The organism is Desulfotignum phosphitoxidans DSM 13687, from assembly GCF_000350545.1.
Lineage (GTDB): Bacteria > Desulfobacterota > Desulfobacteria > Desulfobacterales > Desulfobacteraceae > Desulfotignum > Desulfotignum phosphitoxidans.
In genome coordinates this window covers 86355-109479 of the sequence record NZ_APJX01000008.1, presented here as the reverse complement: position 1 = coordinate 109479, position 23125 = coordinate 86355, and the positions used below count along the sequence as shown (strand labels likewise).

Genomic DNA, 23125 nt, shown 5'->3' with positions numbered 1-23125 from the left:
AAAAAAATATTTTTTCGCTCCTTGAAATTATTATTTACTATAATTTCAAGGAGTTACAAATTGATCAAAATTTCGACCCCAAAACAAAAAATTACGTCCTCGACCTTTGACATTTTCATTGCCCCGCTGTTAAGATTGTTGCCGCTTGTCCCGTTATTATCCTCAAGAGGAGACCGCCCGTTAAAAATGAATTTTGAACAACAATTAAGAGCCCTGGTATACTTTCACCTTCAGGAACATGATTCTGCCCGACATCTTCTTCAGGACATGAAAGAAAATGATTTTGCGAGACAGAATATTGCACCGGAGGGGGGTATTAGCAGAAGCAGTTTTTCAGAAATCATAAACGGGCGCGGTCTTGAACAATTGCAATTCATGTTTGAAAACCTCTATAAACAGGCTGCAAACGCAATTCCAATGCAATTTCAAAAATTGGGAGAATTAATATCCATCGATGGAAGCCTGATCAGTGCCGTTCTTTCAATGTACTGGGCCGATTACAGGAAAGGGTCCAAAAAGGCAAAAGCACACTGTGGCTTTGACATCAACCGTGGCATCCCCAGCAAAATTTTCCTGACCGATGGTAATGGTGGAGAACGTCCCTTTGTAAGCAAGATCCTATCAAAAGGCCAAACCGGTGTTATGGACAGGGGATATCAATCTCATCATGATTTTGATCTGCTTCAAAAAGAGGGTAAACACTTTGTCTGCCGTATCAAAACCAAAACAACGAGAACCGTTCTTAAAGAAAATGCAGTGGAAGCTGGAAGTCATGTTTTTTATGATTCCGTAGTTCTTCTCGGGACTCCCGGTCAAAATCAAACTACCAAACCGGTCCGGGTTGTAGGGTACCAGATAGCCGGAATCAATTATTACGTAGCTACCGATAGACATGACCTGACAGCAGATCAGATAGCCACTGTGTACAAGCTCAGATGGACGATTGAATCATTTTTCAAATGGTGGAAAAAGCATTTGAAGGTGTATCACCTGATTGCCAGAAGCAAGTATGGCCTCATGGTTCAGATACTTGGTGGCTTGATCACCTACCTGCTGATGGCAATCTATTGTCGTGAACAATTCAATGAAGAGGTTTCCATCAAAAGAGTTCGTGAGCTTCGGACCATCATTTTGAATGAACTATTCAATAGCCAGGATGAAATCGATAAAATCGAGAACCAAATTTTCAAAGAACAATACAAACCATCACTTGCAAAAACCTAACCGGACATCACTGATGTTTTTTGAATAATTTAAGAAAAAATCAAAGATGACTCAACATATTCACAAAATGGAAACTAACCTTAACCAACACGCGTATCTCTCGATCAGACCAACTTTGTTAATTATTATCTCCGCTCTTGTTTTGATGACCTCATCAATAATTGGATATTACTACTTTAATTTCGGCCAGAAGGCAGCAAAACAGTTGGCCTCTAATGTTATTGATTCAAATCAATTAAGCATCAGTCGTGAATTGAAAAACACTTTAGCAAAATCACATGCCATAAATAGAATGAATGCAGAATATATAAACACCAACCTAATAAATTTCAGGAATCTGACTGAATTTAAAATTCCTTTTCTGAACATTGTAAAATCTTTTGATATGATAAGAGCCGTTGCGTTCGGATCAGAGTTCGGAGACTTTATAGGTGTGGGCAAGCGCAGTCAAGAAGTCTTCAACTTTACGATTGCAGACAAAACTAAAGATAAGAATTATTACGTTTATCTGGCAGACAAACATGGCACCCTAAAATCGCTTGAGCAAACTGTAGAAAATTATTTTCCGCAAAACCGGTCATGGTATAAATCCGCTATTGAAGCTAAAGGTCCGTCATGGAGCCCCGTTTATATCTGGGCTTCTCAAACAAATATTGGTATTTCTGCGGTACTTCCTGTCTACAATGAAAGTGAAACTAAGGGTGTGCTCATGTCGGCCCTTACACTTGATTCTATTAGCGATTATTTAAGAACATTTAAAAAAATTTATTCCGAACAAATTTATATTATTGATCGGTCCGGAATGCTGATTGCAACCTCGACCGCCGAACCCCTAATAATCAATGATAAGAATGGAAAAAGTACAAAACTTGAAAGGGTAAAGGCAAAAGAAGTAACCAACATATTGATTCAACAATCGACTGACTACTTGCTAAGACGCTTTTCCGATTTTAAACAAATAACGATTAATCTAAATGAAACAATCAAAATAGAAAAAGAAAACTATATTCTAAATGTGTTTCCATTTGCTCTTGAAGGCGGTATAGATTGGTTGGGTGTGATTGTTACACCGGTAGAAAAAATTCTTGCGCCTGTGAAGGCCAGTATGCAGACCACCATTTGGGCAAGCTTATTTATCTTGATGTGTGCTTTATCAATCGGATTCTTTGTCACACGATTCATTACACGCCCAATTATTAACCTCAATAAAGACATAACAGCATTTATTCCTGGCAAATGGGGGACGATTAAAAATGATTCACGTTTTAAAGAAGTTTATCAACTTACTGCATCTTATAATTCAATGACACGCCTCCTTAATGAGGCTTTTGACAGTCTCGAGCAAAAAGTTGAGCAACGCACAATAGAATTATCACGCACAAACGAGGATTTGATTGTTCAAATCAAAGAACGTAGGCAAATTGAACAGGAAAAAGAAAAGCTGATTTCGCAACTTCAGAAAAGCTTACAGCAAGTGAAAAAGTTAAGCGGATTGTTACCCATCTGTGCACATTGTAAAAAAATCCGAGATGACAAAGGATACTGGAATCAAATTGAGTCATATATCTGTGAACGCTCTGAAGCTGATTTCAGCCATGGTATCTGTCCTGAGTGTGCTAAAAAACTCTATCCTGATTTTGATATTTATGATGATTGATAGAAGTTGTGATAAATTATCCAAAACGAAAATATTCACGGCCGTGAAAAATCATGGATACCGAAACTATTCAAAAGCTGATATGGTCATTCAACTGAGGGGGTAGGATATGGCTGCCATTTGCAATCATAACGTCGGATAATTAGGTACGATAGACCATGACACAGCCAATTCATTCCAGTCACCCCTCCACAGTCAGGATTTCCGCCGGGTTTACTTTCCTGGTCCTTCCATTTTACATCAATGATTTTTCATCCATTTTCATCCAGGACTGGCGGTGGTGGCTTGGGATTGACTATGTTCTGGTCAAGCTTGTGCCCCTCGCTGGTGCGGCCTGGCTGATCAGTACCGGACAGTTCTCCCGCCAGGAACTGGGATTTAAATCCCAAGGGATTATGACCTTTATAGCCTGGTCCCTTGGACTGACCCTGGTCTGCACCCTTATTGATCAGAATGCCTATACCCTTACAGCCGACCTGCCCGGATACCCTCCTTTAGGCGGCATGCCCGCCATAACTTCACCTTTTTGGGACTGGATCGATCTCACCCTGGGGCTTGCTCTGGTTGCCCTATGCGAGGAACTGGTGTTCAGAGGCTATCTTCATGCCGTTTTCAGGCAAATGGCGCTGCCGCCGGGTATGATCATTATCATGTCATCTACAGCCTTTGGGTTGGCTCACTGGTGCCTGGGCCTTCCCACCGTCCTCATCACCGGTTTTATTGGAGCTGTGCTCATGATCGCCTACATGCGGACTGGTTCTCTATACGCCATGATACTGGCCCATTTTTTTGTCAACTTCATTGATTTTTCCGGTGTGATTCCCAAATCAATTTTTCAGTTATTTTGATCGTGCGGTGCCAACGTTACCCTATGGGTAACTGCCAGCCACCTTGCTGCTCATCCAGAATTACATCCATTTTTTAAACATCTCGGATCGGATTTTATAAGCTTCAACCAGCCGAAAAATTCGTATGCATTTAATTTCTCAACAAATTAAGCAACGTTGTTTATTGATATTTTTACACGCCTCCTTTTTCATAAATATTCAATGATTTCAGATACTTATTGACAAATTTTATGAAATATGTTATAATTAACATACAACAACGATCATTATCGTTTTGTTGCTTAGGACTAATGCCAATGACAGAAAGGAGGTAACATCAATTATGCAAGCCGTTCTCAATTTCCCTCAAACATTGTCCACGCCACGACACAAATTCAAACCGCGTGCAAATGTCAAATCCATGGATACCATCAAATATTTTAACAACATGCAGATCAAGCTCATCAGGAAGACAGTAAAAAACAAAGCGCTATTGGATGTCAAGAAGGGTCAAGTCACCGGAATTCGAGAATGGCTGGTTATTGATATCCTTACCTTAACCGGTGTTCGAGTCAGTGAAGCCGCTAATCTTCGCTGTGGTGACATCAAGACAGGTTACGGACAAATTGAACTTTTTATTAGAAATGGCAAAGGATCAAGGAGCCGAACCATTCAGATCCCGAAGAGCTTAAAAAAACACTTTAATACTTTCATCAAGTGGAAAAAAGACCGGGATGAACCGGTTGGCTTTGATGACCATGTGTTTTTAGGTCAGAGAGGCCCTTGGACCCCCCAGGCAGTACAACAAATCGTTAAAAAGTATCTAAAAGTCTTGGGGTTGTACGAAAATGGCAAGTCAGTCCATTCTCTACGCCATTCATATGCGGTTCAGCTCTACAAACAAGAACGTGACTTGAGGGCTGTACAAAAACAATTGGGACACGCTTCAAGTCAAACAACGGAGATATACGCTGATGTTACTAAGGAGGACATTCAGGAACAGCTCAGAAACTTCTGGTAACAGCGACTTTAGCCGGTACCGGTTAGGAAAAGCCTTTGAAAGACAATTCTTCAAAGGCTTTCGTATTTTAAAGGAAAGGGGGCATTGTGAAAGATTACAAAGATACCGAGAAATTAAGGGATTTCCTCAAATCATTACAAGGGAAAAAATTCAAACTTGATTGCGGCCACCACGTTACTTTTGGCTGCAATCTTGGGAACAACATCATTATTTACAATGGGAAGAAATTCACGATCATTTGTACGTTATGCGGGTATTAACCGCCTGGGCAATCTTGAACAAAATGCCCTTTGCCAAGCGGTAACTTGACAAGGCCGGAGGGAATTTACATGAACATTATACAAGCACTTTCAATACTAAATCCAACGGAAAAAACAGAAGCCGGGCTAAAAACAGCATACCGGGCAGCATGTTTAAAGCATCACCCAGACAAAAATGGTGACGTTGAGGTAATGAAGCTTGTCAATTCTGCTTATGATTTTTTAATGAAATGTGAATTTTGGTGGACAGGAGAACAGGCAAGGACAGCACAAAAGCAAACTCCATTAACTGAAACTATTCAGAATATCATTGATGAGATTAAAACCATTCCAGGCCTTAAAATTGAAGTTATTGGCTCCTGGCTTTGGGTATCTGGTAACACCTACGACCATAAAACACTGTTAAAGGATCTGAAGATGAAGTTTTCAGACAATAAAAAGGCTTGGTACTATCATGAGGATGTATATCGCAAAAGAGGAAAAAGAAAATTCAGCATGAATGACATAAGAAATCTGCATGGATCAGAAGAAATCAAGACTGAGGACAATCAATCACTGTTAGCATAAAAAGGAGAATATTATGTGGAATACACCTACTAAAGCGCAATTAGATGCCATTCCAAAACTTTATTCAACTGAGGACGTACCAATACCCGATAAGGTTATTCACCTCCACTTCTTTATCGGAGGGTGTGACTGGTATATTTCCGAATTTGACGGGGATGATCTGTTTTGGGGATTTGCCATTTTGAATAATGACCATGAAATGGCTGAATGGGGTTACATTTCTTTCAGGGAACTTCAGGGCATTAAGATAAATGGGTGGGTTGAAATCGACTGTGATTTAAATTGGGAAATCAAGAAAGCATCTGAAGTTGAACGGATTGTTCAATGCCGTAATGGGATTTTTTGATAGGTGGTTGAGCTGAGCATGCCTAACGCCCTCATAACTGATTTTTTATTTAAACAGGAATCGATACCCGTTGACTGAAAAATTAATAAGACCGGCACAACAAGGGGATTATAACAATCAATGCGGATTTTATTCAGTTGCAAATGTTGTTTCACTCCTATTCCCAAACATAAGGAGAACGATCTTGTTTGAAACCATATATGATTATTACATCGAAACATATGGTGATGCAACAGGCGCTTTGTATGGAATCTATAGGGACCGGTTAAATAAAATCCTATGTCATGTCATTGATGAATTTGAATTGCCATGCACAGTTTACAGACCCTGGTGGTCGAAGAAAGCCGCTAACTTAGAAGAGTTCATTGATAAGCTGAGAACTGTTTTAAATCCCCCTTATTCAGCCATCATATTGGGATATGAACACGGGATTGAAGGAAAATCAGGCTATTATAGCCACTGGTCTATTATCAAGAAGATAACCGAAAAAAGCCTGTTGTTATTCGATTCGGATGGAGAAAATGCAAGGATCTCGATTCAAAAGTGTATTTTGCATGATGAGGAATTTTCAAACGAAAAGCCCTATAAACTCTTTTCAACAAACACATTAATCATTTCAATAATCCAAGAGAGGGGAGAATGAAAAGTGTAACCATACCAGCAGATTATTTTTTCAAAATGGCAGTCAAAGACTATTACAACTGGCGGTCAGCCTTGATCCGAGAATTCATACAAAATTCAGTCGATGCTGGCTCCAAACAGGTTAACTTCACATTTGATGGAGAATGGCTTGAAATTAGGGATGACGGCTGCGGGATGTCATTGGATACAATCGAAACGGCATTATTGACTTTAGGTGGCAGCGGTAAGACCGGTTGTTCTGTTGGTGGTATTGGTAAAGCCAAGGAAATCCTCTACTTTGCCTGGAAAAACTGGGAAGTCTGGTCGAAAACATATGCTATCACTGGCAGCGGCCCTCAATATGAAATCAGGGATATTGAACATCAGCACGGCACCACCAGCAGAATAAGAGTTGGAGACCGGTTGGGAAATGTTAAATTATTAATCAAAGATTACCTCGATATATGTAGTATCAATGATCGCATAACGGTCACTTATAATGATCTGGCATTGTCTGAAACCGGAATTGAATATGGTGATAAAATCTTCAATATTGATGGATTAGGAGACCTCTATATAGTTGACGGATATCGTGATACCGGCAAAGTGATTGTTCAATCTCATGGCCTATATATGTTCTCCTGCTATTCTGTGCTTGATAAATGTTATGTGTTTAATATCACCCTGCCATCCTATGATTGCCTCACCTCTAACCGCGATTCTTTCGTTGGAGAATTTCAAGATAAATTCACACGCATGATCGGCAAAGTCGCCATTGATTCTGAAAGCACCAACTTGAAAAAAGAGACCGTCATCCAGGTCAGTGCCTTACGATCGGCAAATGTGGTGAGTGATATTAAAAAACAGGTAGGTAAAGACGGCTTTAAAAAACTGGCGGAATTGGCAATGGCAAATGATAAGGATATTACAATGCTAACGCCAAAGGAAATCGCAGAATTATTGAATGGCGATTATCTAACCACAGAATCAATTTTGGGACACAATTTTCAGAAAATTAAAACTGCATTGGTTTCATCAAAAACGGTCAACCATACCAAGCTGTTTGATGAATGCTTGTCCTGGTATAACAAAGTGTTCCCGGAAGGTTTTATCATTGTCACGGATAAGGCCATTAATTCTGATTTGGTATGGGATATGTATCAAGTCGATACACTAAAAATGACTTGGATTTGGAAAATCGTGGTTGATGAAGTTGCTAATTTAAGCGGAATCGAAAAAAATTATGGATTTGGTTTGTTGATGAGCAGCAACCCATCAATTTTAGCTGAGTGCCGCGACGGCTATATATTGTATAACCCGGCACCTTTTATCGAAATGGACTGGCATGAATGTATCGTTGAATTTATTTTGTCTGCGGCTGAAGAATTAACACACTACATCGGCCACCCTTACCATAATGAATCATTTAAATGCAGCCTTATGCAGATTATCAAAGCTGTTGTCATGGAACGTATCGTGACCGATGATATTTATCGGAAAAATACTAAGGTCACCAGGAAACACGGCGTTAAGTTTTGATTCAATGCATGAAACCATGAACATACTACAACGAGGAGGACACATGAAATCAATGTTTATCGTGAACGGTATTTCAACAAAATTAGGGTTTAAAGAATTAGAGCTGATCGCGGACATCCTTCCAGACTGCGAAGAAAATGCTTTGATATTCCATGAACTCGCATTATCAAAATCATCGGAGGTGCGGACAGCGGTGGCTTGCAAAGAACACCTTATGGCCGAAACAGCTGAAATTCTTTTAAAAGACACTTCCATTATGGTCCTCTGTCAAATTTTGAAAACTGATATTGGAAAGGCCTGCCTCAACAAATCTGAATTAACCCGGTTGATTGAACTTGGATCTATCAGGTTGCTGAAAAGAATTGTAATGGAGCTCGATCAACTCGTAAATGAATTTGGCTGTTGCGACATGAAGTATATAATTGAGCAGCTTATCCAGCATCAAGACCCTTTGATCCGGTATGATCTATCAGGATGCGATATACCGATAAACTATTTGAATATCCTTGCACACGACCATGACGAGTCTGTCGCCATGAACGCTCAAACCACACTTAATGATTTGGATTATATTTTTTGAATTTTGTCTTAAAATAAGGAGAATAAATATGATCGAACCCGCATTCAAACCTACAGTAAAACTCATTGGCAAGGATGGCAATGCCTTCGCAATCCTTGGTAGTGTAAAAAAAGCTCTTCTGAAAGCCGGTGCGGATAAGGAGTATGTTTCAAAATATATGGAAGAAGCCATGGCAGGAGATTATGACAATCTACTGTCCGTGACCATGGACTATGTTCATGTTACTTGATTTTGATTTGAAGTTGAGATTAAAATATTAAGCATTAATGACTTCGTTCTAAAATTGTAAGAATTTCATCTGTAAATGTTATTACAGCATCTTGTATATACTTTTTGAATTTTTCGGGAGTCTTTAAAGCGTTAATATTTAGGTTTTTTAGATAATATTTCGCAAGTAATTGTCGATCATCATCATCCGGCAAAAGAATAATTTCACTATCCAATCTCTTCTTTGAAGTTTGGAAAACTTTTCTAAATCGATTAATTTCTGTGGTCTTTTCTGATTTCTTTTTTCCATGGGGGTGAATATAAAAATAGAAATGAGCGGATTCTACAAACGATCCTGATGTAATGAAATCCTTGTTTATTCCATCAAACTGGAAAAAAATACCCAAGTCTTTATTTTTATCATACTGTTCTTCCTCATACCACCAAATAGATTTATCCTCGCCTCCTACCTGAATATCCTTGTCTTTGAAATAACTGCCCATTAATTCCGTTATATAATCAATTATTGCAGAATTAATTCGATCTGGCAGATTAGATTTTGCATGTTCCCATACCTCAATCAGGGATTGTATTTCATTATGATTTTCAATCACAAAATTCAACCACTTGTCTTGAGTGAAAGGTTTCATAAGGGACTCCTATTATGAAAGTTTATAAAATTGTAAGAACGCTTTTATTGTATTATTGTATTCAGTTGATTCTGTTTTTAGAAGATCATCAATGGCTTCAACAAATTCAGATACCGACAATCGAACAAAATTATTATTTGCAGGCAACTTACCTTCAGGCGTAAGAAAAATTCCCAATTTGCAATTGTCCGGCACTCCTAAAGATTTCCCTCTGCGTTCGAGTTCTTTCCACTGCCTATCTGTTTGCTTATGGGAATTAGAGTTTAGAGTTTCCTTACCGTGCCGTATTTTATTTTCGATGAATATAATAAATTTATCTGATTCAACTAATATATCAGGAATTGTGGAACCTAAGTTCAATTCACGCCTAACTTGAATTGTTTTAGAATCTGAAACAGCACTTAAAATGGATATTTGATCTTGATTCCTTTCGAGAATTTTTTTTAAAACACTTTGAAGTGGTTTTTTACCAAGCTGGTGTGGTCTATTGGGATCGAGGATGGCAGCGACTGCATTACTGAAATTTTCTTCGGATGCGGTGAACCCAGCCAAACGGAATAAATCAAAACGAGAGAGGCCTTTATCCTTGAACTTTTCCAGTACAGTTTCTGCAAATTTGAGATGCTGGTTTAGGTATTTTTCAAACTCAGCAGATATTCCTAATGTATTGAAACGGTTGACTACTTGATCAGCTTCAACTAAAATTTTATTTCTAATATCAGAGTATCTATTTAAAACGTTTTGTACGTTACTTAATATTTGATCCTCCATTATAGAGCACCTTGTTCAATTTCCTATTAAAATTGACCCATACAAAGAATACTTTCATTGATACCACTTATATAATGTAAAAATCAATATAATATTACCTTTAAGTGCCTGTAAGGACCACCTTGCATCAAGTATAAAATGCATGGAGGTTCATAATGGATATCAAGAAATTACAAAAACAGCTGGGGTTAAGACTCAAAGAACTTAGACTGGCAAAAGGATTCAAGCAGGAAGACTTGGAGGACTATGGATTTTCTTACCGGTATTACGGCAAGCTTGAAAGAGGTGATGTGAACCCAACACTTGAAACCCTATTTCGGTTGAGTGAAATATTTGAAATCAGCCTGGCAGATTTGTTTGCATTCATGGAAAAGGAAGTCCCACTTTCTGAAAACGGTCAGGCGGTGGCCATCAAGATAGGTCAAATTCTAAAACAAAATGATGGGTCGAGAATCCGAAAACTGAAAATATTTCTTGATGACATTTTGTAGGCCTCAATATAAATCATGCATTTTTTTGAGCTCCGAATGAATCTCCTCCACAAACCAATCCGGTTCGATAACCTTAGCCTCATGGCCATAAGAAAGAATCCACGATAGTGTTTCGATATAGGATGAGGCCGTGAAGATCAATTCGATCCTTCCATCTTTTATTTCTTTGATCGTTTGATCGGTGCTCCAGATCCGTTCCTTCACATGCATGGCTGCATAACCTTCAAATTCGACTCTTATCTGAAAAAGATCCTCCTTCATCACCCCAAATGTCTGGTTGAAGGCCTCTTCAAAACTAAAATTTTCCGGATATTCAAAGGATGTTGTTGTAATTTTAAGATCCTCCATCCTATGAACGGCCAGCAAAGGATCGAATTTTGGCGTTTTATACATTTTTCCGGGATCTTTTGCCATCTGGGCATGCAGATAAATGGTATCGTCCCTTGAAAACAATTTTAGTGGTTTCAAATAAAAATTTTTTGGATTGATATTGCCAACGGATTGATACGAAATTTTACAGACTTTCTGATTCTCCATGGCAATGATCAGATCCTTGATTATCTGCTGATGACCGGAATAGTCAATGGTCCCAGGCACGAATGAGGCAAAATGCTTTGGCGATATTGTTTTTTTATCTTTTATGAGTACCTGACTTTTCCCTAACGCACTGACTGCCTGGTCAAATGTTTCTTTTCCCATCAGATGCCGTGTAAAAGAACAGCACATTTGCAGCATGCCATACTCTGATTGGCTGAGATTCATTGCCTTTACCGGGACATTCTTTTTGTCGATTTTAAAGTACCGCTTTCGATTTTTAATGAAGTCTTCAATTTTAATCCCTTCTAAGGAATAGTTGATTTTATCGACAATACGTCCAATGGTCTGTTTTGAACACTCTAATTCCCTGGCAAGTTCCGTCAATGAATATTCATATGGTGAAAAAAATAATTTGAAAAACAACTCAATGACTTTTTGACCATGATCCTTATCCACTTGAATCTTGCGGGGCATAACGAAATCCTTTTTCCAACAAACGCCAATTACAAAAAACACAATCTACGTTCCATATTATGGAATAGACCTAAGTTATATTCAAGTATAAACTTACAAATCCAAAGGAGAATGAGCATGAAAGCACAATTGATTGTAAATGGCGTTACAGTGGAACTCAGTCACAATGAATTGAACGAAATAGCCTTCACACTTGATACTTGTGAACGTTATATGGATCTTTTTCATGAACTGGCCGGTTCTCCCTGTACCGAAACTCGATCCAGTGTCGCTTCACAAACTTTCCTGCATGAAAAAACCTGTCGCATTTTATTGCAGGATAACCAGGTAGACGTTCTTCGTGCACTGACATCCAAGGGCCGGTGTATACCGGAAATAAAAAAAGAAGACATAGAGAGGCTTATCGATCTACAGGACACTGAAATTTTGTCAAACATCATCAATCACATTTCTGATCTTACGGAGGAATATTCAATTTGTGAGAAGGACTGGTTATGTGAAAAACTATACCAACAGAAGGACCCTGTCGTCCGTCAGGAACTTGCTGAAAATGACGAAACTCCTAGATTTATACTAAAAAAAATGGTATTAAATGATTCGGAGTGGGCCGTATCAAAAGCGGCAGAAGAGACATTGGCACTCATCGAGGAATATGATGACGACGATATCGAGATATGAATATCAGAATGTTTGCGTAAGTTTAATGATTTGATTTAGAACAAAAATAAGGAATGACATATGGCCATAATAACAAGACGCAAGTTTATCAAAACTATTGGGCTATGTACTGTATTAACTGCCATTGGGGATATCAATGATGGGTTCTCTTTTTTCCCATATCCTTTGAACTCGGGAGACAAACGAACTGAATCATGTATATCGCCAGACCATGAGAATACGATAAAACATATATACATCGGTGTCGGTGAGACCGGTTCCAAGGTTGGAAAGGCCTTGTTGGCCAAAACGCAAAAAATCAATATCCCCGAAATACACCCATTGCCAGTCCAGCAATTCAACCCCAAAAATAATGAGATTAATACACTTATTACCGATTCTCACTTTGTTTTTTTGGTCGGATCTATGAAAGACAAAGATTTCTGGATCGCCAGGGAACTCATTCTAAGTCATCCTATTTTTCTGTTATATACAATAATTATCGACGATGAGAATCCACGGTTATTGAAGGAAGGCTTTAAAGTCCACAAAAACGAAGGTTGTGTGTTTGTCCCGAAAAAAAACTATGAATATACGGCCGCATTAAACGTTTATAGTTTGTTTTCAATGGTGATGATGCCAAATATTGTTGGTTATGATGTTATGGACGGCAAGGTTATCATGAGTGGCAAAAGCGGGTATATGGTCCATACAGCAGGTTCTTACAAGAACAGCCGGGATATATTCAAGAAGACCCTTTGTTGCTGTGAACATGACATTCAAACCGCAAGCGGCATATTGCTCCATTTGATGTATCATGAAACCATCGATTATACTTTGGATGACCTGACTGCGCTTTCAGATATGATTTATGAAAAACTTTCAGAAGATGCAGAAATCGCGTGGAATTGTACTGAGGGCACTTTTAATGCGGGAGTTGAATTCAGGGCCTCAATGTTTATATCGTCCAGCTAATGGGTCGAGCCACAAGCGCGGTTATTGTTTTATATTGAGTTTTCAACACACATTCATACCATTTTATCAGCAGATCAGCATGAAAAACCGGCAAACTCAATATAATTTGCATATTATGTATTGAGTTTGAGCTTTTAAGTTTCAAGGAGGATCAGCGTGACCGATGCTACAGCGCTAAAAATCAAAAGTTCATTTTCAATGCTGGAGGATTTAATTGAGAAAAATCTCGATACGATTGAAGCTCAGCGGCAGAATCCTGGTGAGCTATTGGGTCTTTCAACCGGTTTCAGCTTTTTAGATGAGTTGACCATCGGATTACATGGATCGGATCTCATGGTTATTGCATCATACCCGAGCGTGGGAAAAACCGCCTTCGCTTTGAATATTGCACGGAATGTTGCTGTTTTGGAGCAAGTCCCTGTGGCTTTCGTATCCCTTGAAATGTCGAAATCAATGGTTTCCTGGCGCCTCCTTGCAGCTGAAACAAAAGTTGAGATCAGTACACTACAATCCGGATTGATAGATCACGAAGCCTGGCAAAATCTTTGTGATGCAGCGGGTATTCTATGTGAGACTCCGATCTATATTGATGACACCCCCGGTATGACCGTGGCCGATATCAAAGCCAAATTTCACAAGGAGGTCAAAGATAATGCCTTAGGGCTGATCATTATCGATTATTTACAGCTTATCAGAGCATCAGACCGGGTGCGGCAGGCAAACGACCGGCCCCTTGAAATAACAGAGATAACATATGATTTGAAGATGCTGGCCAAAGAACTGGGGATTCCCATCATAATACTGTCTCAGCTGAATTATCCACCGGAGGTCTGTGGTGATAAACGCCCGGCACTTGCTGATCTGGGAGATGTGCGACTCGAACAAATTGCGGATATTATCGTGTTTTTACACAGAGACGAGGCTTGCAACGAAAAGAACAGCCTCCCAAAAGGCAAAACAGCAATCACCTTAGCCAAGAACCGGAATGGTCCTGCAGGCTCTTCTCAACTACAGTTTTTGGAAAAATTTACCAAGTTTGAATAGACCTTAACTGTCTACAATAACAGGGAAAGTCTTGGGGCTCAACAGTCTGCAAATTTGGGTTCGATCTTCGAATAGTCCTCACCTAAAACACTAAAGGTGATCCTTGAAAAGTAAACGTCAATTTAACTCCACTTGCGTTAAAGCCGTAGCAAATCAAACATTAATAAAAAGCTGACCGCCGTTCCCTCTTTTTTATAATTCATCTAAATTGACAATATTCTCTTTCCCAAACCAAGTTGCAGCGGTTCCCAAAACCAGTGCAGTAGGATTGGGAAAGAAAACTGCTAATTTCTCCATTGCACGAGTACAACAAACGTAGAAAATCTTTTCAGATCGCTGTCTGACACTGTCAGTACCATTTCCTTCAAAAAGATACTTGAAATTGTATTGATTCCATCTGCCATTATCCAAAACCACAAGTACATTGGGAAACTCTGTCCCTTTTGTTTTGTGTTGGGTTGAAAAAGGTGAATAGCCTTCAAGATAATCATATACATTACGAAATTCTTGATATGAAATATCGCATACTTGCTTATATAAATATATCCTCTTCTCGATGAACTTATTCAAACGATCATCCTTAATTACTATGCCTAAATCATCTGCCATATCGATTACTTGACGAATTGTTGAGTTATTATCAATTGTGAAGGATTGAATGGCATCTCTAAGTCGTATTTTGTCCGCAATTGATGAGATTGAGAAATCTGTCAGTTTTATGAATTGGTTAAACTGGTTGCTCTGATATAGCCGAATGCATGTCTCAATTTTAAATAGATGCTTAATCAAATCATCTCTGTTCGAGCCAGGTTTTCCTTCATCTTCTGCAAAATTCTTTTTATCATCAAGTAACTGATCTTTATCTACATATAATTTAGAAATTAAATCGTACGGCAGAGACAGCGCGTATGCATGGATTTCAGGGTAGTTATCAATATATTCTTGCTGGCCTTTAGTAGGCTTAACAGCAGCACCTACATGTTCAAGAACTTGTGATAATGTTTTCTCAGATGTATCAAGCTCAGGATCATTTTCTTTGAGGTGTCTCCTTACTTTATTCCGTAAGAATTCAAGTATTTTATCTTTGTCGTAAATCCTCATCAGTTCAGGGAAGTTTGCTTTATCCGCTATAAGGTTGTGAGTTAGATTAAGTTCTTTTACAAGGGTATTGTCTTCAAATTCCCATCCTAAATATTCCCTCACAGGATCTATATTCAAATTAGCAGAGTAAATAAATTTGATGTCACCAGACTTAACAACGCCATTTTCATCCATATTTGGGGCAGAAGCATCATCTGAAGGCTGCTGAGTTAATCCATCAGTTCGTATTTTATTTGCAAGGTTAATAATTTTTCCTGGATTACGCCTATTTTGAAGCTTCTGTACTTCTACCACTCGCTTTGGTTCAGTATCGATATATGTATCAAGATTGCCCACACTCCCATCGTATATTGATTGCATCGCATCACCAAAAAAACCAACCACATTTTCTTTCGGTGATTTCTCCATATCTTCAAGCAAAATTTTAACGACTAAAGGGTTGGTATCTTGATACTCGTCAACAAAAATGAAAGGAAATTTATCTTTTGTGATAGAGCAAAGTTTCTCATATTTTTCATACATTTGAGAAGCAAGAAGTATAACTTCATCATGGGAAATAATCCCCTTTGCCAATCTCAAATATTCTTTGTATTGAATGGACTCTATGTCATCAAAGAAATCAGCCTCAACACTTTCTACATTTGGAATTTTTATTTTTGATTGAGTGGGATCATTTATCATTTCCACAAGTGTTTCTTTAAGCTCTGACTGGAAGTTCCTAATATTAGCCCATAAGAAATCATGAATAGTTGAAACATGAATACTGTCATAAGAAATTCGATCTTCAATCTCATCTACTGCGGCATTTGTATAAGTTATACATCCTATATTAAAAGAAGGATACTTGTCGGTGACAGCATGTAATACTTCTACGAGAGAATATGTTTTACCACTTCCTGCTCCACCACTTAACAAAAAGTGTTTCTTTTCATTTATTAGATTGACGATTTGATTGGCTTCTTCTGACAGTTTCTCTAAAGAGAATTTTGGCGCAACCACAATAGCCCCTCCTTTATATATAAAGGAACTTGCCAGTTAGAAAACTTCTCACCAACTTCATTCGTCTCACTATTAAGGAGAATTTCAATTGCAAGGGACGGTTTGCTACCAACAGCACTGTCTGCAAAATCATATGGATCAATAGTGTCAGACGTAAATGCGTCCAAGTGTTTTTTGACTAACGAAGGAAACGCCTCATGTCCCACGCTAAGTATCGATCTGTTCAAGCTAAAAAATGCATCTTCATAACTTCTTGCATAATAGCCGTCTTCTTCAACTTGGTAGACGATTTTTAATAATCCATCAGCAGACTGCTGCCACCCCGTACCATCTTCAGATTTGCGTAAAGACTTATCCTCTAAAGCTAAGTTTTTGTAGAAATCCAAATCCTTTGTTCCAAAGAAAAATTTTAGAGAAGCATTGGAGGTTTGCGAGGCATCTGTGTCTGAAGGACGGCATTTGTCACGTTTTGTTTTCTCAGGGTCTTTTTCATCCGGCACTTCTTTGTTGCTGTCTATATCAGTAATTACAAGCGATTTAATTCCAATAAAATCAATAAACTTCTCAAAAGTTTGAGAATGCGCACCAACCTCAACAATCGATATGTTTTGTGATAAGAGTGGTTGTTCTTCATCACCACAGGGTTCCTCTTGATCTATTTTTTTCATCATTGCAGGCAATATTATGCGCTCAGTATCTCCTTCTATGAAGATAGCTTTATCTGCAAAAAAGAGTTCTGCCCTATTGAGAGTAAGATACTGCTTGAGGAAGCGATAAGCTCGCTTCAAAGCTTTATCTTTGTCAGGATCATCATCGGCACTGTACGCTTTTTCAAGGTCTTTAAGATTTTTTGCGTCGACCTGTTGAGCTTGAGCCGATTTTTTCAGGTACTTAATATCATCAAAACAACTTTCAGAAACGATGTGGGAAGAGTGTGTTGTGATTACAGATTGTAGATGTATTTCAAGTCCATCTTCTCGCAATCTGTTTTCCTTTAACAACGTCTTGATGTTGTTAATAAACACATACTGCATTTGTGGGTGAGTGTGAGCCTCTGGCTCCTCTATAAAGAGTAGATTGATTGCAGCGGGTTTTTCCTTAACCGAGCGCCTCAGTCTACTCATCAGCATTTCAATTTCAAAGATCATGCTGATCAAATTCATATAGCCTAAACCATTATAATGCTCTGGTAAGTCATGCTGCTGCTGTGCATACATGACCGTAGTATTACCTTCAAGTAACTCTCTATGTTGTAAAGTTGAAGCTATTTTAAGATCAGTGTCATTAGGACTTATCCCACCAAACTTATTAACTTTTTTAATGATTCCCGCAAACATCTTTTGGTAAATACCACTAAGTTTACCATCAGTTTTTCGTAGTTCGTGTTTAAACTCGTCAGACGCCTCTTCCTGTTCCTCAAACTCATCGACTTGTTTGTAGAGACTTGATGTCTGATTAGATAATGTTTTGTCATTTTGTTTATTCGTTACACTTCTTTTGGCACTGATAAGTTGAATTGATAGGATATCTCTAAGATTTATGCGCTCTTTTCGAAGATCGATGAATTGGCTATGGTCACTATACAGAAGGCTTTTTCTGGCGATAGATCCAAAGTAATCTGGCAGCTTTTCTTTCAGGAAAAGATCGGGCTTGTTGTCGAATTTTTCAGCTTCAGTTCGATAATCGGATTTCATTTCCGTTAACTTTTCAAATGAAATTTTGTACTCAAAAGAAAGAACAACGGTATTATCATCCGGGTCTAAGCTCATGATCAACGGGCTTATCATTGATAAATCATCTGAACTCGAATAATTAATGTAGAGTTTTAACTCAATTCCCAGAGGGGAGTAATCTTGTTCAGAACCTATTTCATCTTCATCAGATAATATCTTTTGAAGTAAAAATTTGAGATCAACATTAAAATCTTCAAAAGATATCGCCTTAGACTCTGATTGGATTACCAGTTTTTCTAAGCATGTGAGAATAGAAGTCTTCCCCGTATTATTTTTACCGATCACAAGGGATAGATTATCCTCTAAATCCAAACAAAAATGCTTCAATAATCTGAAGTTTGAAATTTCAATCCTTGATAACCTCATAGTTCCTCTTAATTATACAAAATTATTACGGCAGATCATTAAGTAAATCCAATAAACCATTTAGGCACTTTCACTCATTGTTTCACAAAGATGCTGCATACTCTGCATAAAGGCAGCCTTGAACGCTTCATCATTGGCAAACATTTTATAAAACTCCAGATTTTCTTTTCGCCGCTGTAGCATAACCTCTTTGGCAATTTTTTCGAAAGCAAGTTTTTGGTTGTGCGGATCAGGATTATTCTTGTATTTCCCCTCATAGTCAGGATGCGCTTTCATTGAATCTGCTACGCTTACCAGAACTACTCGTTGTTCTTCAGGGGTTGTGCTCCACCCCTGGAACCAGCGCTCATTAAAAGTACGGACTATTTCATCCAATGGATTAAATTCTTTTTCACCGCCATGCGCACCGCGTGGATTTGGATTTTGCGGATCAAGCTCTGAGCCAGTCTCATCTAATCCAATTGATTGATTAAGTTTAAATCGCTGGAGCCCGTAAGAACTCAAATCAACAGAATCCAATAGTTCATCCAGCGCATCAGCACCCGGATCTTCCACCTTCAACTTTGGTATTAAAAATTTCAGGAACCAAAATAGTTTTTCCCACTCAACTATTTCATAAGGCATGATGGCAGCCATTTGGCCATAAATTTTTACGAATTGCTTCGCCTTAATTTTGAAATCAGCCTTTTCATCGTTATCCAACCCAATATCGTTATTAAACCTTGCTGCTGCCGTATCAATAATTGGACTAAGTGTTTGAGCATCTTCATCGTCGAAATAGCGTTTTACAAAGTCTTCAACCTCATACCATTCATAAACACCGACATCACCCATTTCATCTTTGAGCTCATGAAGAACATTTATATCAGTGGCTTCTGATAATGAAGTTGCAGTGTAAAAAGGATCAAAAGATTTTTTAACATCATCTATGGAGTTAAAAAAATCTAAGATAAACAGGTCTTCTGTCTTTTTACCCAGTCTGGGTGCGGAGCGATTAAGCCGCGACAATGCTTGCACACATTGAACATATGCAAGTTTTTTATCCACGTACATGGCACAAAGCTTCGGCTGATCAAAACCTGTTAGATATTTATTCGCGACAATAAGAAGGCGGTATTCATCTTCATTTACGCCTTTAGGCTTTGCCTCTCCGACATAGTTTTTATCAAACATTTCTTTGGTATCATTGTCCGAAAAACCATTAATGTCGCCTTCCGTATACTCAATGCCATCAACCTCTTTGGTTCCAGAAAAAGCGACAAGTGCTTTAAATGGGTTTCCGTGCTTTTCAAGGATACGAGAAATTGCTTTGTAATAGCGAATAGCCGTTTCAATGTTTTGAGTGACCACCATGCCTTTAGCCTTGCCTCTTAGCTTTTTAGCATTCACGACCTGGGGAATGAAGTGCTCGAGCATTATATTTGCTTTAGTATTTATTGTTTGCTGGCTTCGCTCAACATATGCCCTTAACTTTTTCTGAGCTTTTTTGGTGTCAAACTCAGGGTTGTCGGCAATAGATTTTTGTATCTCGTAATAGCTCTTATACGTGGTGTAATTTGCCAAAACATCGAGAATAAAACCTTCTTCAATCGCTTGCTTCATTGAATAGAGATGGAAAGGTTTAAACGAACCATCTTCCTGCTTTTCGCCGAATTTTTCCAACGTGGTATTTTTCGGCGTGGCTGTAAAAGCTAAATATGAAGCGTTGTCACGCATTTTACGTGAACGCATAGCTTTGAGGATTTTGTCCTGTGCATCTTCTGCATCTTCATCATCATCGGCACCCATGGCACGATTCATATTGTCATGGGCCGATCCTGATTGGGAGCTATGTGCCTCATCGATAATTACAGCAAACCGCTTATCGCTAAGATCAGCTATGCCCTCTATGATAAACGGGAATTTTTGAATGGTGGTGATAATAATTTTCTTACCATTTTCCAGTGCGGATTTTAGCTCAGAAGATTTATGAGCCGGGGCAACAATATTCTTAATCTCAGAGAATTCTTTAATGTTATCACGAAGCTGCTTATCAAGAAGTCGTCTATCCGTCACAACAATTACAGAATCAAACAAAGGCTGATCCAGCCCCTTGCTACCATGTAAGTCCGCAGACACAGGGTAAGTTTCAATTAGCTGGTACGCCGCCCATGTAATTGAATAGGATTTTCCCGAGCCTGCCGAATGTTGAATCAAATATGTATGTCCAACCCCATTCTCAGACGCATGGGCAATAAGTTTGCGGACAACAACCATCTGGTGATAGCGCGGAAAAAACATTGTACGCTTAGTAAGCTGCATTTTGCTTGTACCATCCAACCGAACAAAATGCTGGATAATATTAGCAAGGCTTTCTCTGGTAAAAACTTCTTCCCATAGATAAGCCGTTTTATGACCATTTTCGTTGACTGGATTACCTTTGCCATGATTATCACCTTTGTTGAAAGGTAAAAAGAAAGTGCTTTTTCCGGCAAGCTTGGTGGTCATATACACTTCATCAGTGTCCAACGCCATATGCACAAGACACCTACCAAAGCTAAGTAGTGGCTGATAGATGTCTCTATCTTCCCGATACTGCTTTTGTCCATGATAACGCGCGGTCTGGCCTGTCCATGGATTTTTGAGTTCAAGAGTTATCAAGGGAATACCATTGATAAACAGCACCATATCAATTTCTTGCAAAGGATTAGATTGCGAATAATGCACCTGCCGTGTGCAGCTAAAAATATTCTCTTCAAAATTCTGTTTAACTGCTTCACTGCTACTGGCAAGGGGTGCGGGATACATCAAGTTAAAATGTGCGTCATCAATGCTTAAGCCCTTTTTAAGCAGATGGAGAATGCCATGTTTTTTGATGAGGCGATCAAATCGCTCTAATATCTTACGTGGCCAGTCGTTTGGGCTGTTTGATTTGAGCTTGTCCAGCTCCTCTTTATGGGTTTTATCTAAAAATTCCCAGAAAAAATGCTCATCAATAGCGTATTGCATATTAAAATCGGTCGGAAACCCGATTTTATAGCCTAATCCATGGTTAGTTGCCTGCTCACCCGCATTCAGTTCTTCAGAGCTAATTCCCGTTAGGGACTTCTCTATTGCTGCTTCCAGTGCCTGCTCGTTTGTTTGGCTAACCATATTCACTCCTAACTACGCAACTTTAATTTTCCCCGTAACAGCATTATTAATCAAAGTAGTTTTATACTCTTTTAATTTTTCGATTTGAGATTCCTGAACGTTTATTGCTTTGTCAATTTTATCTGTCTGCTCAGAAAGATAGGCAACTATTGAATTCTGCTCATCAAAACTTGGGAAACCCATTTTCATATTTAAAAACATATGTCCATAAAATCTAAGCCGAGACGAGTGTAAACCTGTCGATACTTGATTATAGTGCTCAATGTACTTAGTCGTTTTTAATAAATATTCCAAATACACAGGATTGAAGGTGTTTTTATTTTGCTGCCTAAAAACGCCATATGATGGGCTTACGATTCCAATTCTATCCGAAACACCTAAAGCACCCATCCATGCCCACATTATATTAATAACCAAGTCATTTTCTATGCAAATTTTAGAACCAGTATAATCTTCTGCCATGAACATACTTACATTCTTTTCAGACCGGGGGGTGACGCCAGTCATATGAGAAACAGAAAGAAGCTCCTCCTGTCCAGTTTTCGATCTCTGATCTACCTCTTTAAACAAGTATTTTGCTCTCTTAATATCCCAATGTTCCGGTATTCTTCCGATCCAATCAACACCAGTATCTTTCGTAGGTACATTTAGGTTCAGGCCTTTGGTGACGGATTTTTGGATAATGATCTGCTTACGCTCTTTTAATAGGACAATTTGTTGCTCCTTAATCGCAATGGCTTTATCAATTTTTGCAGTTTTTTTATCTAAAAAATTAGCAATAACAGTTTGTTCACCTTCGTTAGGCAACCATATCCAAGTACCTTTTAGGATAGCTTTTGTGATGCTGTAAACCTTAACTCCTTTGACTTTACTTCTAATCTGAGACCGATAAGAGATAGAGTCACATACATATGCTAAAAACCTTTTATTAATTCCCTTAATAGGTCGCGCAATGACAGTATGATATCCAGCAAAAACATCTTTATCTGATGTCAAATGGGTAAAATTACCTGAACCCTCGATATCTTCCGATGTGTCAGCAAAAATAAAATCCCCCCTATTCAAAAGGGATTTTGGTGACCTCTTTAAATAGTCCTCGCCAACGCAGTGCAGCTCATTCTTGTCTGGATCAACTTCAAAGCCATATTTAGAATGAATTTCTCCATAATTTACACATGGGATACCTTCATCTTGTAAATTTTCTTTGGTAATGCTTAGCCCTTTGCTAAAGCTAAAAAGATTGCGAAACCTCTTTATATTCCAGTGTTCCGGTATTTCCGCAAGCCATTCAATACCGGAATCTTTATACCTTTGGTATTTATACATTGCTGGTAATATGACCATGG

At 38.6% G+C, this 23125-nt stretch carries 21 protein-coding genes; 14 read left to right on the top strand and 7 right to left on the bottom strand.

The annotated features are described in order from the left end of the window. The first annotated feature begins 60 nt into the window (after nucleotides 1-60). The 10 genes from DPO_RS17025 (at nucleotide 61) to DPO_RS16980 (ending at nucleotide 8871) form a co-directional block, all read left to right on the top strand. Nucleotides 61-1224 (top strand): IS4 family transposase, encoded by a 1164-nt coding sequence (locus tag DPO_RS17025; protein ID WP_006965469.1) that lies wholly within the window; start codon nucleotides 61-63, stop codon nucleotides 1222-1224. Nucleotides 1225-1270: 46 nt separating this feature from the next. Then, on the top strand, nucleotides 1271-2881 hold the full coding sequence (locus DPO_RS17020) for a PDC sensor domain-containing protein (protein ID WP_040012028.1): 1611 nt from the start codon (nucleotides 1271-1273) through the stop codon (nucleotides 2879-2881). 158 nt (nucleotides 2882-3039) lie between these two features. Further along, nucleotides 3040-3729 carry a CPBP family intramembrane glutamic endopeptidase gene (locus DPO_RS17015; RefSeq protein WP_006967517.1) on the top strand — a complete coding sequence of 230 codons (690 nt, stop codon included), beginning with the start codon at nucleotides 3040-3042 and terminating at the stop codon, nucleotides 3727-3729. Nucleotides 3730-4051: 322 nt separating this feature from the next. Continuing rightward, nucleotides 4052-4729, top strand: a complete 678-nt coding sequence (locus DPO_RS17010) for a tyrosine-type recombinase/integrase (protein WP_006967516.1) — start codon at nucleotides 4052-4054, stop codon at nucleotides 4727-4729. 329 nt (nucleotides 4730-5058) lie between these two features. Next, nucleotides 5059-5556 (top strand): J domain-containing protein, encoded by a 498-nt coding sequence (locus DPO_RS17005; protein WP_006967515.1) that lies wholly within the window; start codon nucleotides 5059-5061, stop codon nucleotides 5554-5556. Nucleotides 5557-5569: 13 nt separating this feature from the next. Then, entirely contained in the window at nucleotides 5570-5902 is a 333-nt protein-coding gene (locus DPO_RS17000) for a DUF2958 domain-containing protein (RefSeq protein ID WP_006967514.1), read from the top strand. A 70-nt stretch (nucleotides 5903-5972) separates the two neighbouring features. Continuing rightward, nucleotides 5973-6545 (top strand): hypothetical protein, encoded by a 573-nt coding sequence (locus DPO_RS16995; RefSeq protein WP_152427720.1) that lies wholly within the window; start codon nucleotides 5973-5975, stop codon nucleotides 6543-6545. After that, nucleotides 6542-8062 carry an ATP-binding protein gene (locus tag DPO_RS16990; RefSeq protein WP_006967512.1) on the top strand — a complete coding sequence of 507 codons (1521 nt, stop codon included), beginning with the start codon at nucleotides 6542-6544 and terminating at the stop codon, nucleotides 8060-8062. The genes DPO_RS16995 and DPO_RS16990 overlap by 4 nt, the downstream gene beginning before the upstream one ends. A 43-nt stretch (nucleotides 8063-8105) precedes the next feature. Further along, nucleotides 8106-8642 (top strand): hypothetical protein, encoded by a 537-nt coding sequence (locus tag DPO_RS16985; RefSeq protein WP_006967511.1) that lies wholly within the window; start codon nucleotides 8106-8108, stop codon nucleotides 8640-8642. Between the two features lie 28 nt (nucleotides 8643-8670). Further along, nucleotides 8671-8871: a hypothetical protein gene (locus DPO_RS16980; protein ID WP_006967508.1), complete on the top strand. Its 201-nt coding sequence runs from the start codon at nucleotides 8671-8673 to the stop codon at nucleotides 8869-8871. A 34-nt stretch (nucleotides 8872-8905) separates the two neighbouring features. Here DPO_RS16980 and DPO_RS16975 read toward each other — a convergent pair whose 3' ends face one another. Continuing rightward, entirely contained in the window at nucleotides 8906-9499 is a 594-nt protein-coding gene (locus DPO_RS16975) for a hypothetical protein (RefSeq protein WP_006967507.1), read from the bottom strand. Between the two features lie 12 nt (nucleotides 9500-9511). Next, nucleotides 9512-10270, bottom strand: a complete 759-nt coding sequence (locus DPO_RS16970; RefSeq protein ID WP_006967506.1) for a PD-(D/E)XK nuclease family protein — start codon at nucleotides 10268-10270, stop codon at nucleotides 9512-9514. 155 nt (nucleotides 10271-10425) lie between these two features. Between DPO_RS16970 and DPO_RS16965 the strand changes: the two genes are divergently transcribed. Continuing rightward, nucleotides 10426-10761 (top strand): helix-turn-helix domain-containing protein, encoded by a 336-nt coding sequence (locus DPO_RS16965; protein WP_006967504.1) that lies wholly within the window; start codon nucleotides 10426-10428, stop codon nucleotides 10759-10761. A gap of 3 nt (nucleotides 10762-10764) precedes the next feature. Here DPO_RS16965 and DPO_RS16960 read toward each other — a convergent pair whose 3' ends face one another. Continuing rightward, nucleotides 10765-11772 (bottom strand): helix-turn-helix transcriptional regulator, encoded by a 1008-nt coding sequence (locus DPO_RS16960; protein WP_006967502.1) that lies wholly within the window; start codon nucleotides 11770-11772, stop codon nucleotides 10765-10767. A gap of 117 nt (nucleotides 11773-11889) precedes the next feature. Between DPO_RS16960 and DPO_RS16955 the strand changes: the two genes are divergently transcribed. The 3 genes from DPO_RS16955 (at nucleotide 11890) to DPO_RS16945 (ending at nucleotide 14448) form a co-directional block, all read left to right on the top strand. Then, nucleotides 11890-12450 carry a hypothetical protein gene (locus tag DPO_RS16955; protein ID WP_006967501.1) on the top strand — a complete coding sequence of 187 codons (561 nt, stop codon included), beginning with the start codon at nucleotides 11890-11892 and terminating at the stop codon, nucleotides 12448-12450. Between the two features lie 60 nt (nucleotides 12451-12510). Continuing rightward, complete coding sequence (locus DPO_RS16950) at nucleotides 12511-13404, top strand: FtsZ/tubulin family protein (protein WP_006967500.1); 894 nt, start codon at nucleotides 12511-12513, stop codon at nucleotides 13402-13404. A gap of 156 nt (nucleotides 13405-13560) precedes the next feature. Continuing rightward, a complete protein-coding gene (locus DPO_RS16945) occupies nucleotides 13561-14448 on the top strand; it encodes a DnaB-like helicase C-terminal domain-containing protein (protein WP_006967498.1) in 888 nt (295 codons plus the stop codon). 192 nt (nucleotides 14449-14640) lie between these two features. Here DPO_RS16945 and DPO_RS16940 read toward each other — a convergent pair whose 3' ends face one another. Genes DPO_RS16940 through DPO_RS16925 form a run of 4 tightly spaced genes read right to left on the bottom strand, consistent with a single transcriptional unit; the run spans nucleotide 14641 to nucleotide 23123 of the window. Further along, on the bottom strand, nucleotides 14641-16548 hold the full coding sequence (locus DPO_RS16940) for a UvrD-helicase domain-containing protein (RefSeq protein ID WP_006967495.1): 1908 nt from the start codon (nucleotides 16546-16548) through the stop codon (nucleotides 14641-14643). Then, nucleotides 16524-18647, bottom strand: coding sequence for an ATP-dependent nuclease (locus DPO_RS16935; protein ID WP_006967494.1), 2124 nt, complete (start codon nucleotides 18645-18647; stop codon nucleotides 16524-16526). The genes DPO_RS16940 and DPO_RS16935 overlap by 25 nt, the downstream gene beginning before the upstream one ends. A gap of 60 nt (nucleotides 18648-18707) precedes the next feature. Then, nucleotides 18708-21779 (bottom strand): type I restriction endonuclease subunit R, encoded by a 3072-nt coding sequence (locus DPO_RS16930; RefSeq protein WP_006967491.1) that lies wholly within the window; start codon nucleotides 21777-21779, stop codon nucleotides 18708-18710. A 12-nt stretch (nucleotides 21780-21791) separates the two neighbouring features. Further along, entirely contained in the window at nucleotides 21792-23123 is a 1332-nt protein-coding gene (locus DPO_RS16925; RefSeq protein WP_006967489.1) for a restriction endonuclease subunit S, read from the bottom strand. Between the last annotated feature and the right edge of the window lie 2 nt (nucleotides 23124-23125).